The organism is Pseudorhodoferax sp. Leaf274 (genome assembly GCF_001422445.1).
Lineage (GTDB): Bacteria > Pseudomonadota > Gammaproteobacteria > Burkholderiales > Burkholderiaceae_C > Pseudorhodoferax.
Genome location: NZ_LMNA01000002.1, coordinates 34,329 through 47,544 on the forward strand (window position 1 = coordinate 34,329; position 13,216 = coordinate 47,544).

Genomic DNA, 13,216 nt, shown 5'->3' on the forward strand with positions numbered 1-13,216 from the left:
TTCAGGAAGTCAGGCCCGCGCAGCATGGGCCGCCGCGGGCGAAGGAAAGCGCTCAGTGCTGGGGCCGGCCCTGGGCCACCCACTCGTCGGGCGTCAAGGTCTTCATCGACAGCGCGTGCACTTCATCGTTGCGTATTTTCTCACCCAGCGTGGCGTAGACCATCTGGTGCCGCTGGATCGGGCGCTTGCCCGCGAACGCGGTGGAGACGACGGTCGCGTACCAATGCCGGCCGTCGCCCTGCACGTGCAGATGCTCGCAGGCCACGCCGGCGGCGATCAGGGAGCGGAGTTGGTCGGCGGTCATGGGCGTGTTTTCAGTTGCGGATCTTGTAGCCGATGCGCAAGAGGTGGATGGCGATGGTGCTCACCACCACCAGCGCAGTGCCCACGATGGACAGGCTGGTCCAGGGCGAAATGTCGCTGATGCCGAAGAAGCCGTAGCGAAAGCCGTCGATCATGTAGAAGAACGGGTTCAGGTGGCTCACGGTCTGCCAGAAACTGGGCAGCGAGTGGATGGAATAGAACACGCCCGACAGGAAGGTCATGGGCATGATCAGGAAGTTCTGGAACGCCGCCATCTGGTCGAACTTCTCGGCCCACAGGCCGGCGATGACGCCCAGCGAACCCAGCAGCGCGGCGCCCAGCACGGCGAACACGATGATCCACAGCGGCGCCACCATGTGCACGCCGGTGAAACCCACCGTGACCAGGAACACGCCGCAGCCCACCAGCACGCCACGCACCACGGACGAGCCCACGTACGCGACGAACCAGCTCCAGTGCGACAGCGGCGTCAGCAGCACGAACACCAGGCTGCCCATGATCTTGCTCTGGATCAGCGAGGACGAGCTGTTGGCAAAGGCGTTCTGCAGCACGCTCATCATGACCAGGCCGGGCACCAGGAAGGCGGTGTAGCCGATGGTGTCGTAGATCTTGACCTTGTCTTCCAGCACATGGCCGAAGATCAGCAGGTAGAGCACGGCCGTCAGCACGGGCGCGGCCACGGTCTGGAAGCCCACCTTCCAGAAGCGCAGCACTTCCTTGTAGAACAGGGTCTGCCAGCCGGTCATGCGGTCAGCGCCATCGGGGCGGTCGGGTTGCGGTCGGCGGCCATGACCTGCAGGAACACGTCCTCCAGGTCGGCCTTGCGGATCTCCACGTCTTCCACGGTGAGGCCGGCCTGGCGCACCGCTGCCAGGTACTGCTCGATCTCGAGCGCGCCGTGCGCCGGCAGCTGCACGATGCGGCCCGTCACGCGCGCGGTCAGCGCCAGAGCCGGCGGCAGCTCGCGGTCGACCTTGAAGCGCAGCACGTTGCTGGACGCAGACTTGAGCAGTTCGCTGGTGTCGGCCAGCGCCACCATGCGGCCCTGCTTCAGCATACCGATGCGCGTGCACAGCGCCTCGGCCTCTTCGAGGTAGTGGGTGGTCAGCAGCACGGTATGGCCTTGCTTGTTCAGCCGCGCGATGAACTGCCACAAGGTCTGGCGCAGTTCCACATCGACGCCTGCCGTGGGCTCGTCCAGCACGATCACGGGCGGGCGGTGCACCAGGGCCTGGGCCACGAGCACGCGCCGCTTCATGCCGCCGGACAGCTGGCGCATGTTGGAATGTGCCTTGTCGGCCAGGCCCAGGCTTTCCAGCAACTCGTCGATCCATGCCTCGTTGTTGCGCACGCCGAAGTAGCCGGACTGGATGCGCAGCGCCTCGCGCACGTTGAAGAAGGGGTCGAACACCAGCTCCTGCGGCACGACGCCGAGCTTGCGCCGGGCCTCGCCGAAGTCGCGCTGCACGTCGTGCCCGTGCACGGACACACTGCCGCCGCTGGCACGCGAGAGCCCGGCCAGGATGCTGATCAGTGAAGTCTTGCCCGCGCCGTTCGGCCCGAGCAGGCCGAAGAATTCGCCTTCGGCGATGTCGAAGCTGACGTCGTCGAGCGCACGGAAGGAGGAGTTGCCGCCTTTTGAACCTTTATAGGTCTTGCTGACGGATTGGAACGAGATGGCGGGCATGGGGAACCCGGCATTCTAAAGCGCGCAGCTGTTTGCTGCAGGCGCAGGGCGTCGCTCAGACGGCAGCGGGCAGCAGCAGGTCGACGCCGTAGAGCCTGGCCAGCGAACGCAGACGCTCGGGCAGCGCGCGCACCGTGAAGCCGCGGCCCTGGCTCATGCTCTCGCGGCGGCATTGCAGCAGCACGGCCAGCGCCGAGGAATCGAAGCGCTGCAGCGCACCGGCATCCACCAGCACCGGCCCCGTCTGCGAGGCCAGCCCCTGCAGCAGCATGTGCAGCGAGGCGGATGCCTCGGCATGCGTCAGCGCGGCCGGCAGCACGAGCATCAGCCGCTCTTCTTGTCGTTGGACTTGTTGCGCTGGGCCAGCGCCGCGATCAGGCCGTCGAGGCCCTTGGCATTGATCTCCTGCGAGAACTGGCTGCGGTAGGTTTCAACCAGCCAGATGCCCATCACGTTGAGGTTGTAGATCTTCCAGCCGGCGCCCTCGCCCGGCGTCTTCTCGAGCCGGTAATCGAGCTGCACCGGATCTCCGCGGCCGCGCACTTCGGAGCGCACCACGACTTCCTTGTCGTCGGCGGCCGCGCGCAGCGGGCGCACCGAGATCTCCTGGTCGCTGACCTGCGCGAGCGCGCCGGAATAGGTGCGCACCAGCAGCACCTTGAATTCGTCCTGCAGCTTCTGCTTCTGCGCGTCGGTGGCCTGGCGCCAGGCCGGGCCCACCGCGGAAGCCGTCATGCGCTGGAAATTCACGTTCGGCATGATCTTGCTGTCGACCAGCGCGATGATCTTCGTGACATCGCCGGCCTGGATCGACTTGTCGGCCTTGATGGCGCCCAGCACATCGGTCGACAGACGCGTGATCAAGGCGTCGGGCGCCTCGTCGGCGGCAAAGGCCAGGCCCGACATGCCCTGGGCCAGCACCAGGCTGGCAACGCCTGCCCATCGGGCCATTTGTCTGCGGTTCATCATCTCGCTCTCTCCAGCAGGGCACGCGGCCCGTGTATGCATAGGGTCTTGGAAGCCGCCAGCCACCTCCGGGTTCCGGGGTGGGCGCGCGGGCTGTAACAGAATGTGCAGGCGCCTACTGTGCCCGCGCGGGTGCGGGTTGCGCATCCGGATCTTCGGCCTGGCCGTTGTAGTCCTTGGCACCGCGCAGCTGGAGGTAGATGTCCCGCGTGAAGCTGTATTTGTCGAGCGCCGCCTCTTCGAGCACGTTGCTGGCGCGCAGCAGCTGCGCACGCGCGTCGATGATGCGCAGGCCGTACAAGCCATAGCGCGCGCCATGGTCGTCCAGATGCGAGACCGGGTTGCCCCAGGTGTCGACCGGCAACGCGGCGGTGTCGCGGATGGTCGAAGGTCCCAGCAGCGGCAGCACGAGGTAGGGGCCGGTCGGCACTCCCCAGCGGCCCAGGGTCTTGCCGAAGTCCTCGCGGTGGCGCGGGATGTCGGCATCGCTGGCGATGTCGATCAAGCCCCCCAGGCCGAACACGGTGTTGACCTGCACGCGGAAGAAGCTCTCGACCGCCGCCTGGCCGCGCAGTTGCAGCACGGCGTTCACGGCCGTCCAGGCGTCGGCCAGGTTGTTGAAGAAGTTGCGCACGCCGGTGCGCACGGGGCTGGGCAGCGCATCGTTGTAGACCTGGGCCACAGGCTTGAGCACCGCCCGGTCCACGCCTTCGTTGAAGCTGTAGATGCTGCGGTTGAATGGCTCCAGCGGATCGCGCGGATCGGCGTTCGGGCCGGTGGCACAGCCGCCCAGCAAAGCCAGCACCAGCACGCCGGCCAAGGCGGTGCGGGTTCGAACGAAAGAGAACTTCATGGCGTAGGTACCTTCATTTTTTCGGAGCGGGCGCCGCTGGCGTGTCTGCTGCCTTGTTGTAGAGGAACTGGCCGATCAAGTTCTCCAGCACCACAGCCGATTGCGTGGTGGTCACGGTATCGCCTGCAGCAAGGTTCTTGTCGTCGGCACCGGCCTCGATGCCGATGTATTGCTCGCCGAGCAGGCCGCTGGTCAGGATCTTGAGCGAACTGTCCTTGGGAAAAGTGTAGCGAGTCTGCATCGCAAGCGTCACACGGGCCTGAAAGCTCTTGTCATCAAATTCGATGGCTTCCACGCGGCCGACGACCACGCCGGCGCTTTTGACCGCCGCCTTGGGCTTCAGGCCGCCGATGTTGTCGAACTTGGCCGCGATGCTGTAGGTGGAGGACAGGCTCAGGCTCGTCAGGTTGGCCGCGCGCAGCGCAAGAAACAGGATGGCGGCCGCGCCCAGCAACACGAACAGCCCCACCCACACATCCGTCTTCGAACGTTGCATCGCCTTTTTCCCCTGCCTCAAATATTGAACATCACGGCCGTCAGCACGAAGTCCAGCGCCAGCACGGCCAGCGAGGACACGACGACGGTGCGCGTGGTCGCGCGCGACACGCCCTCCGGCGTGGGCTGGGCGCGCCAGCCGGTCAGGAGCGCGACGAAGGTGACCGTGAAGCCGAACACGATGCTCTTGAGCACGCCGTTGCCGACATCGGCCAGCCAGTCCGTGCCGCCCTGCATCTGGCTCCAGAAAGCGCCTGCGTCCACGCCGATCATGACCACGCCGACCAGCCAGCCGCCGATGATGCCGACCGCCGAGAACAGTGCGGCCAGTAGCGGCATGGCGATCACGCCGCCCCAGAAGCGCGGCGCCAGCACGCGCTGCACCGGGTCCACGGCCATCATTTCCATGGCGGTGAGTTGCTCGCCGGCCTTCATGAGGCCGATGCCGGCCGTGAGGGATGTGCCGGCGCGGCCCGCGAACAGGAGTGCCGTGACCACCGGCCCGAGTTCGCGCACCAGGCTCAGCGCCACCAGCAGGCCCAGCGCCTCGGACGAGCCGTAGCGCTGCAGGGTGTAGTAGCCCTGCAGGCTCAGCACGAAGCCCACGAACAGGCCCGAGACCATGATGATGGCCAGCGAGTAATTGCCCAGGAAGTGGATCTGGTCGCGCACCAAGCCGAAACGGCGCAGGCAGGTGCCGCCCAGGCCGAGCAGGCGCACGAACAGGCGCGCGGCCTCGCCGAGATCGGTCAGCGCGGTGCGGGCGGCAAAGCCGATGTCGGCGGGCTTGTACCAGCTCATTGGCGCACCGCTGCGGAGGGCCCGTGCGTGGGACCGAAGTCCTGGTCGATGCTGGGGCCGGGGTAGTGGAAGCGCACGGGGCCTTCGGCCTCGGCGTTGACGAACTGGTGCACCAGCGGATCGGTGCTGGCACGCACCTGCTCCGGCGTGCCCTGCGCGGCGATCTTGCCGTTGGCCAGCACGATGACCTGGTCGGCGATCGCGAAGGTCTCGTCCAGGTCGTGCGAGACGACGATGCTGGTCAGGCCCATGGCGTCGTTGAGCTGGCGGATCAGCTGTGCGGCCGTGCCCAGCGAGATCGGGTCCAGGCCGGCGAAAGGTTCGTCGTACATCACGAGTTCGGGGTCGAGCACGATGGCGCGTGCCAGCGCCACGCGGCGCGCCATGCCGCCGGACACTTCGCTGGGCATGAGGTCGCGCGCGCCGCGCAGGCCGACGGCGTTGAGCTTCATGAGCACGATGTCGCGCACCAGCGCCTCGGGCAGGTCGGTGTGCTCGCGCAGCGGGAAGGCGACGTTCTCGAACACGTCAAGATCGGTGAACAGCGCGCCGAACTGGAACAGCATGCCCATGCGCCGACGGATCGCGTACAGGCCGGTGGGGTCCAGCGCCGCCACATCCTGGCCGTCGAACAGCACCTGGCCTTTCTGGCCCCGGATCTGCCCGCCGATCAGGCGCAGCACGGTGGTCTTGCCACCGCCGGAGGCGCCCATCAACGCAGTGACCTTGCCACGCGGGATGGTCAGCGAAACGCCGTCCAGAATCGGACGCTCTCCGTACGAAAAGGAGAGGTCCTTGAGTTCAACCAGGGGGGCGGCAGGGGCGGGAGAAGCGTCCATCAAAAGAAGAAGGCCGGAGGAGCTCCGGCCTTGGAGGATGATAAGGGATGCCGCAGGCGGGCTCGTATACGCGGCCTTTCCCTTACCACCCCTCAGCGCGGCAGGTCCGAGAAGCCCATCAGGAACTCGTCCACCGCCCGCGCGGCCTGGCGGCCTTCGCGGATGGCCCAGACCACCAGGCTCTGGCCGCGGCGCATGTCGCCGGCCGCGAAGACCTTGGGCACGTTGGTGGCGTAGCCGCCGTCGAATTCGGTCGTGGCCTTGGCGTTGCCGCGCGCGTCCTTGTCGACGCCGAAGGATTCCAGCACCGAGGCGACCGGGTTCACGAAGCCCATGGCCAGCAGCACGAGGTCGGCCTTCATCACCACCTCGGTCCCGGGAACCTCGACGAGCTTGCCGTCCTTGAACTCGACGCGCACGGTCTTCAGGCCCGTGACCTTGCCCTTCTCGCCGATGAACTCCTTGGTGGAGATGGCGAACTCGCGCTCGCAGCCTTCGTCGTGGCTGGAGCTGGTGCGCAGCTTGATCGGCCAGTAGGGCCAGGTCAGCGGGCGGTTCTCCTCCTCGGGCGGACGGGGCATCACCTCGAACTGCACCACGCTGGCCGCGCCGTGGCGGTTGCTGGTGCCCACGCAGTCGCTGCCGGTGTCGCCACCGCCAATGACGATGACGTTCTTGCCGTCCGCGCGCAGCTGGCCCTTGAGCTTGTCGCCCGCATTGACCTTGTTCTGCTGCGGCAGGAACTCCATCGCGAAGTGGATGCCGTCCAGGTCGCGGCCCGGCACGGGCAGGTCGCGCGACTGCTCGGAGCCACCCGTCAGCACGATGGCGTCGAAATCCTTCTGCAGTTGCTCGGGCGTGACGCTGTGCTTGGCCCAGTTCGTGACCTTGGAATCCTTGGGCCAGTTGCCCACGACCGTGCTGGTCTTGATCGTCACGCCTTCGGCCTGCAGCTGCTCGGCGCGGCGGTCGATGTGCGACTTCTCCATCTTGAAGTCGGGGATGCCGTAGCGCAGCAGGCCGCCGACGCGGTCGTTCTTCTCGAACAGCGTCACGTCGTGGCCGGCGCGCGCCAGCTGCTGTGCCGCCGCCAGGCCCGCGGGGCCCGAGCCGACCACGGCGACCTTCTTGCCGGTCTTGTGCTTGGACGGACGCGGCGTGACCCAACCCTCTTCCCAGGCCTTGTCGATGATGGCGTGCTCGATCGACTTGATGCCGATGGCATCGTCGTTCACGTTCAGCACGCAGGCGGCCTCGCAAGGTGCGGGGCAGATGCGGCCCGTGAACTCGGGGAAGTTGTTGGTGGAGTCCAGCACCGCGAAGGCGTTCTGCCAGTCCTGGCGGTACACCAGGTCGTTGAAGTCCGGGATGATGTTGTTGACCGGGCAGCCGTTGTTGCAGAACGGCGTGCCGCAGTCCATGCAGCGCGCGCCCTGGATCTTGGCCTGCTCGGGCGTCAGCGCCACCACGAATTCCTTGTAGTGCTTCAGGCGCTCGTCCACGGGCTTGTAGCCCTCGTCGATGCGCTCATGCTCCATGAAGCCGGTGATCTTTCCCATCGTGTTCTTCCTCGTTGTTCTGGCTGCGTTCAGACCTTGGCCGGCTGGCGCACGGCGTGCGGCTCCAGGCCCGCATGTGCGTTGTTGCCGCTGCTGGCCAGCTCGACCTTGCGGTCGTGGATCTCGCCCAGCGCGCGCTTGTATTCGTTCGGGAACACCTTCACGAACTTGCCGCGGGCCGTGGCCCAGTCGTCCAGCAGGTCGCGCGCGCGCTTGCTGCCGGTCCAGCGGTGGTGGTCTTCCAGCAGCTTGCGCAGGATGGCCTCGTCGGTCGCACCGTTGTGCCAGTGGCCGCGCTTGACCGTGGCGGTCTGCTCGGCCGTGGTCAGCACTTTCTCCAGCGTGACCATGGACTGGTTGCAGCGGCTGGCGAACTGGCCGTCCTCGTCGTAGACATAGGCCACGCCGCCGCTCATGCCGGCGGCGAAGTTGCGGCCGGTCTTGCCCAGCACCGCGACGGTGCCGCCCGTCATGTACTCGCAGCCATGGTCGCCCGTGCCTTCGACGACGGCGGTGGCGCCCGACAGCCGCACGGCGAAGCGCTCGCCGGCCACGCCGCAGAAGTAGGCCTCGCCCGTGGTGGCGCCGTACATCACGGTGTTGCCCACGATGATGTTGCGCACGGCCTCGCCGCGGAAGTCCAGGCTGGGGCGCACCACCACGCGGCCGCCCGACAGGCCCTTGCCGGTGTAGTCGTTGGCCTCGCCGATCAGGTACAGCGTGATGCCCTTGGCCAGGAAGGCGCCGAACGACTGGCCGCCCGTGCCTTCGAACTGGATGTGGATGGTGTCGTCCGGCAGGCCTTCCGGGTGCACGCGCGTGACGGCGCCCGAGAGCTTGGCGCCCACGGTGCGGTTCACGTTGCGCGCCACCTCGATGAAGCGCACCTTCTCGCCCTTGTCGATGGCCACCTGGGCCTTCTCGATCAGGCGCGTGTCCAGGTTGTGCTCCAGGCCGTGCTCCTGGTTCTCGACGTGGTAGCGCGCCACATCGGCCGGCACCTCGGGCAGCGCGAACAGGCGCGAGAAGTCCAGGCCCCGGGCCTTCCAGTGGGCGATGCCCTTCTTCATGTCCAGCAGATCGGCGCGGCCGATCAGCTCGTCGAACTTGCGCAGGCCCAGCTGCGCCATGATCTGGCGCACTTCCTCGGCGACGAAGAAGAAGTAGTTCACCACGTGCTCGGGCTTGCCCGAGAACTTCTTGCGCAGCACCGGGTCCTGCGTGGCCACGCCCACGGGGCAGGTGTTCAGGTGGCACTTGCGCATCATGATGCAGCCCTCGACGATCAGCGGCGCCGTGGCGAAGCCGAATTCATCGGCGCCCAGCAGCGCGCCGATGGCGACGTCGCGGCCGGTCTTCATCTGGCCGTCGGCCTGCACGCGCACGCGGCCGCGCAGGCGGTTCAGCACCAGGGTCTGCTGGGTCTCGGCCAGGCCGATCTCCCAGGGTCCGCCGGCATGCTTGATGGACGACCAGGGCGAGGCGCCCGTGCCGCCGTCGTGGCCGGCGATCACGAGGTGGTCGCTCTTGCACTTGGTGACGCCGGTGGCAATCGTGCCCACGCCCACTTCCGACACCAGCTTGGTGCTGATGGAGGCATGCGGCGCCACGTTCTTCAGGTCGTGGATCAGCTGGGCCAGGTCCTCGATGGAGTAAATGTCGTGGTGCGGCGGCGGGCTGATCAGGCCGACGCCGGGCACGGCGTAGCGCTGCTTGCCGATGTACTCGGTCACCTTGCCGCCGGGCAGCTGGCCGCCCTCGCCGGGCTTGGCGCCCTGGGCCATCTTGATCTGGATCTGGTCGGAGGACGACAGGTATTCCGCCGTCACGCCGAAGCGGCCCGAGGCCACCTGCTTGATCTTCGAGCGCAGCGAATCGCCGGCCTGCAGCGGCAGGTCGACCTCGACCTCCTTCTCGCCGATGATGCTCTTGAGCGTGTCGCCCAGCTTGATCGGGATGCCCTTCAACTCGTTGCGGTAGCGCGCGGGGTCTTCACCGCCCTCGCCCGTGTTGCTCTTGCCGCCGATGCGGTTCATGGCCACGGCCAGCGTGGCATGCGCCTCGGTCGAGATGGAGCCCAGCGACATGGCGCCGGTGGCGAAGCGCTTGACGATCTCGGCCGCGGCCTCCACCTCGTCCACGGGAATCGCCTTGGACGGATCGATCCTGAACTCGAACAGGCCGCGCAGCGTCATGTGGCGGCGGCTCTGGTCGTTGATCAGCTGCGCGTATTCCTTGTAGGTGCTCCAGTTGTTGGCACGCGTGCTGTGCTGCAGCTTGGCGATGGCGTCGGGGGACCACATGTGCTCTTCGCCGCGCGTGCGCCAGGCGTACTCGCCGCCAGCGTCCAGCATGCTGGCCAGCACCGGGTCGTCACCGAAGGCGGCCGCGTGCATGCGCAGCGCCTCTTCGGCGATCTCGAACACGCCGATGCCTTCCACGCGGCTGGCGGTGCCGGTGAAGTACTTCTCCACGGTGCCGTTGTTCAGGCCGATGGCCTCGAACAGCTGGGCCCCGCAGTAGCTCATGTAGGTCGACACGCCCATCTTGGACATGATCTTCGACAGGCCCTTGCCGATGGCCTTGACGTAGTTGTAGACCGCCTTCTCGGCCGAAAGCGCGCCCGGCAGGTCGGCATGCATGGCCGCCAGCGTTTCCATCGCCAGGTAGGGATGGATGGCCTCGGCGCCGTAGCCGGCCAGCACGCCGAAGTGGTGCACTTCACGCGCGCTGCCGGTCTCCACGACCAGGCCGGCCGTGGTGCGCAGGCCCTCGCGCACCAGGTGCTGGTGGATGGCGCTGGAGGCCAGCAGGGCGGGAATGGCCACCTGGGTGGCGCTGACGGCGCGGTCGCTGACGATCAGGATGTTGGCGCCGCCCTTGATGGCATCGACGGCCTCGGCGCACAGCGAGGCCAGCTTGGCCTCCACGCCCTCACGGCCCCAGTCGGCCGGGTAGGTGATGTCCAGCGTGGCCGAGCGGAACTTGCCCTGGGTGATGCGCTCGATGTCGCGCAGCTTGGCCATGTCGGCGAAGTCCAGGATCGGCTGGCTCACCTCGAGCCGCATCGGCGGGTTGACCTGGTTGATGTCCAGCAGGTTCGGCTTGGGGCCGATGAAGCTGTTGAGCGACATCACGATGGCCTCGCGGATCGGGTCGATCGGCGGGTTGGTCACCTGCGCGAACATCTGCCGGAAGTAGTTGTACAGCAGCTTGTTCTTGCTCGACAGCACGGCCAGCGGGCTGTCGTTGCCCATGGAACCGATGCCCTCTTCCCCGGCCTGCGCCATGGGGCTCATCAGGAACTTGATGTCTTCCTGCGTGTAGCCGAAGGCCTGCTGGCGGTCGAGCAGCGAGACATCGCTCGCCGGTGCCTCGGCGGCAGGCGCCTCGACGCTGTCGAGCTTGATGCGCAGGTTCTCGATCCACTGCTTGTAGGGCTTGGTGTTGACGACGAGCGACTTGAGCTCCTCGTCCTCGATCATGCGGCCCTGCTCCAGGTCGATCAGGAACATCTTGCCGGGCTGCAGGCGCCACTTCTTGACGATCTTGGGCTCGGGGATCGGCAGCACGCCGGCTTCAGACGCCATGATGACCATGTCGTCGTCGGTCATGATGTAGCGCGAGGGGCGCAGGCCGTTGCGGTCCAGCGTGGCGCCGATCTGGCGGCCGTCGGTGAACACGATGGAGGCCGGGCCGTCCCAGGGCTCCATCATGGCGGCGTGGTACTCGTAGAACGCGCGGCGGCGCTCGTCCATCTTCTCGTGCTGCTCCCACGGCTCGGGGATCATCATCATCACGGCCTGGGCAATGGGGTAGCCCGCCATGGTCATGAGTTCCAGGCAGTTGTCGAAGGTGGCCGTGTCGGACTGGCCGGCGAAGCTGATCGGGTACAGCTTGGCCAGGTCGGCCGCCAGCACGGGCGAGGACATCACGCCCTCGCGCGCCAGCATCCAGTTGTAGTTGCCGCGCACGGTGTTGATCTCGCCGTTGTGCGCGACATAGCGGTACGGGTGGGCCAGCGGCCACTTGGGGAAGGTGTTGGTCGAGAAGCGCTGGTGCACCAGGCCGATGGCCGAGACGCAGCGTTCGTCCGCCAGGTCGAAGTAGTACACGCCCACCTGGTCGGCCAGCAGCAGGCCCTTGTAGACCACGGTGCGGCTGGACATGCTGGGAACGTAGTACTCCTTGGAGTGCTTCAGTTCCAGGTTCTGGATGTTGGCGCTGGCGGTCTTGCGGATCACGTACAGCTTGCGCTCCAGTGCATCCTGCACGATCACGTCGCTGCCACGGCCGATGAACACCTGGCGCAGGATGGGCTCGGTCTTGCGCACGGCCGGGGACATCGGCATGTCCTTGTTGACCGGCACGTCGCGCCAGCCCAGCAGCACCTGGCCTTCGGCCTTGATGGCGCGCTCGATCTCCTGTTCGCAGGCCATGCGCGAGGCGTGTTCCTTGGGCAGGAAGATGACGCCCACGCCGTACTCGCCGGCAGGCGGCAGGGTCACGCCCTGCTTGGCCATCTCTTCGCGGTAGAGCAGGTCCGGGATCTGGATCAGGATGCCGGCACCATCGCCCATGAGCTTGTCGGCGCCCACGGCGCCGCGGTGGTCGATGTTCTCCAGGATCTTGAGCGCCTGGGTCACGATGTCGTGCCGCTTCTCGCCCTTGATGTGGGCCACGAAGCCCAGGCCGCAGGCGTCGTGCTCGTGCGCGGCGGAATACAGGCCGTGCTGGGCCAGGTGTTGGATCTCTGCATCCGTGGTCATCGACGCACTCCTTCGGGTTTTCACTCAATCGCGGGGGAAGCGGAGCATAGTGCGTTGCAACAAGGATGCCAAGCACAATAAATGGGGTCAGAAGACGATTAAATTCCGACTTTTTCGATCAGAAATTATTTGGGGACACATCAGGTCGAACGGCATTCGCGACTGCACATGCAGCCGCACGCCGGCGCTCAGCCTGCCTTGCGGGGACGGCCCGGCTGGCTGCGTGTGAGCCGCCGCGGTGCGGACACCTGCATGCGTGCCACGAAGGCAGGATCGCCCAGCACCCAGCCCCCCAGAACGGAGCGCGTGAGCGCATCCTGCTGCGCGCCCGTGACGCCTTCATGCACCATGCTGGCGTACGCGGCCTCGCGCGCGAACGGCGTGTTGCCCAGCGCCCAGTACGCCGGCGGCGCGGCCAGCCACGCGTCGTGGCGCCGCCCGGCGTAGTGGCCGTGGCTGGACCAGGGATAGTCGGCCGCCGCCTGCACCAAGCTGGCGCGCACGGGATTGAGGTCGAAGTACGCCATGCACGGCAACAGGTACAGCTCCGGCTGCACCACGGTGGAGCGGTAGCGTCCTTCCCACAAGGTGCCGCTGCGGCCATGGGACAGGTTGAAGCGGCGCACATAGGTGCGGCCCACGGCCTGCAAGGCGTGCGAGAGCGCCCCCTCCTCCGGCGGCGTCAGCAGCAGATGGAAGTGGTTGGGCATCAGCACGTAGGCGTGCAGCGCCACCCCCGCGCTGCGGCATTCCTGCGCCAGCAGTTGCAGCATCGCCACATGCTCTTCTTCGCACGTGAAGATGGGCTGGCGGTTGTTGCCGCGCTGCAGCACATGGTGCACCTGGCCGGCCAGGGACAGGCGGGGCAAGCGGGCCATGGGTCAGGCGCGCCCGGCCGCCCGAAACGCGTGACGCGCGCCCAC

12 protein-coding genes are annotated in these 13,216 nt (G+C 67.0%); all 12 read right to left on the minus strand.

The genetic code is table 11. The features are described from left to right. Nucleotides 1-52: 52 nt before the first annotated feature. A complete protein-coding gene (locus ASF44_RS05750) occupies nt 53-304 on the minus strand; it encodes a BolA family protein (protein WP_056898260.1) in 252 nt (83 codons plus the stop codon). Nucleotides 305-314: 10 nt separating this feature from the next. Next, complete coding sequence (locus tag ASF44_RS05755) at nt 315-1,070, minus strand: ABC transporter permease (protein ID WP_056898261.1); 756 nt, start codon at nt 1,068-1,070, stop codon at nt 315-317. Next, on the minus strand, nt 1,067-2,011 hold the full coding sequence (locus ASF44_RS05760; protein WP_056898262.1) for an ABC transporter ATP-binding protein: 945 nt from the start codon (nt 2,009-2,011) through the stop codon (nt 1,067-1,069). The genes ASF44_RS05755 and ASF44_RS05760 overlap by 4 nt, the downstream gene beginning before the upstream one ends. Nucleotides 2,012-2,066: 55 nt before the next feature. Further along, entirely contained in the window at nt 2,067-2,336 is a 270-nt protein-coding gene (locus ASF44_RS05765; RefSeq protein ID WP_056898263.1) for a lipid asymmetry maintenance protein MlaB, read from the minus strand. After that, complete coding sequence (locus tag ASF44_RS05770; RefSeq protein ID WP_056898441.1) at nt 2,336-2,977, minus strand: phospholipid-binding protein MlaC; 642 nt, start codon at nt 2,975-2,977, stop codon at nt 2,336-2,338. Before ASF44_RS05770 ends, ASF44_RS05765 begins: the two co-directional genes overlap by 1 nt. 115 nt (nt 2,978-3,092) lie before the next feature. Continuing rightward, complete coding sequence (locus ASF44_RS05775) at nt 3,093-3,830, minus strand: VacJ family lipoprotein (protein WP_056898264.1); 738 nt, start codon at nt 3,828-3,830, stop codon at nt 3,093-3,095. 13 nt (nt 3,831-3,843) lie between these two features. Continuing rightward, the gene (gene mlaD, locus ASF44_RS05780) at nt 3,844-4,326 is read right to left on the minus strand and encodes an outer membrane lipid asymmetry maintenance protein MlaD (RefSeq protein ID WP_056898265.1); all 483 of its coding nucleotides are present in this window, start codon (nt 4,324-4,326) and stop codon (nt 3,844-3,846) included. Nucleotides 4,327-4,343: 17 nt separating this feature from the next. Next, the gene (mlaE, locus tag ASF44_RS05785) at nt 4,344-5,126 is read right to left on the minus strand and encodes a lipid asymmetry maintenance ABC transporter permease subunit MlaE (protein WP_056898266.1); all 783 of its coding nucleotides are present in this window, start codon (nt 5,124-5,126) and stop codon (nt 4,344-4,346) included. Next, the gene (locus tag ASF44_RS05790) at nt 5,123-5,965 is read right to left on the minus strand and encodes an ABC transporter ATP-binding protein (RefSeq protein WP_056898267.1); all 843 of its coding nucleotides are present in this window, start codon (nt 5,963-5,965) and stop codon (nt 5,123-5,125) included. The genes mlaE and ASF44_RS05790 overlap by 4 nt, the downstream gene beginning before the upstream one ends. Before the next feature lie 92 nt (nt 5,966-6,057). Beyond that, nucleotides 6,058-7,524 carry a glutamate synthase subunit beta gene (locus ASF44_RS05795; protein ID WP_056898268.1) on the minus strand — a complete coding sequence of 489 codons (1,467 nt, stop codon included), beginning with the start codon at nt 7,522-7,524 and terminating at the stop codon, nt 6,058-6,060. Between the two features lie 29 nt (nt 7,525-7,553). Further along, complete coding sequence (locus ASF44_RS05800) at nt 7,554-12,293, minus strand: glutamate synthase-related protein (protein ID WP_056898269.1); 4,740 nt, start codon at nt 12,291-12,293, stop codon at nt 7,554-7,556. Nucleotides 12,294-12,481: 188 nt separating this feature from the next. Continuing rightward, the gene (locus ASF44_RS05805) at nt 12,482-13,171 is read right to left on the minus strand and encodes a transposase (RefSeq protein WP_056898270.1); all 690 of its coding nucleotides are present in this window, start codon (nt 13,169-13,171) and stop codon (nt 12,482-12,484) included. Nucleotides 13,172-13,216: the final 45 nt, after the last annotated feature.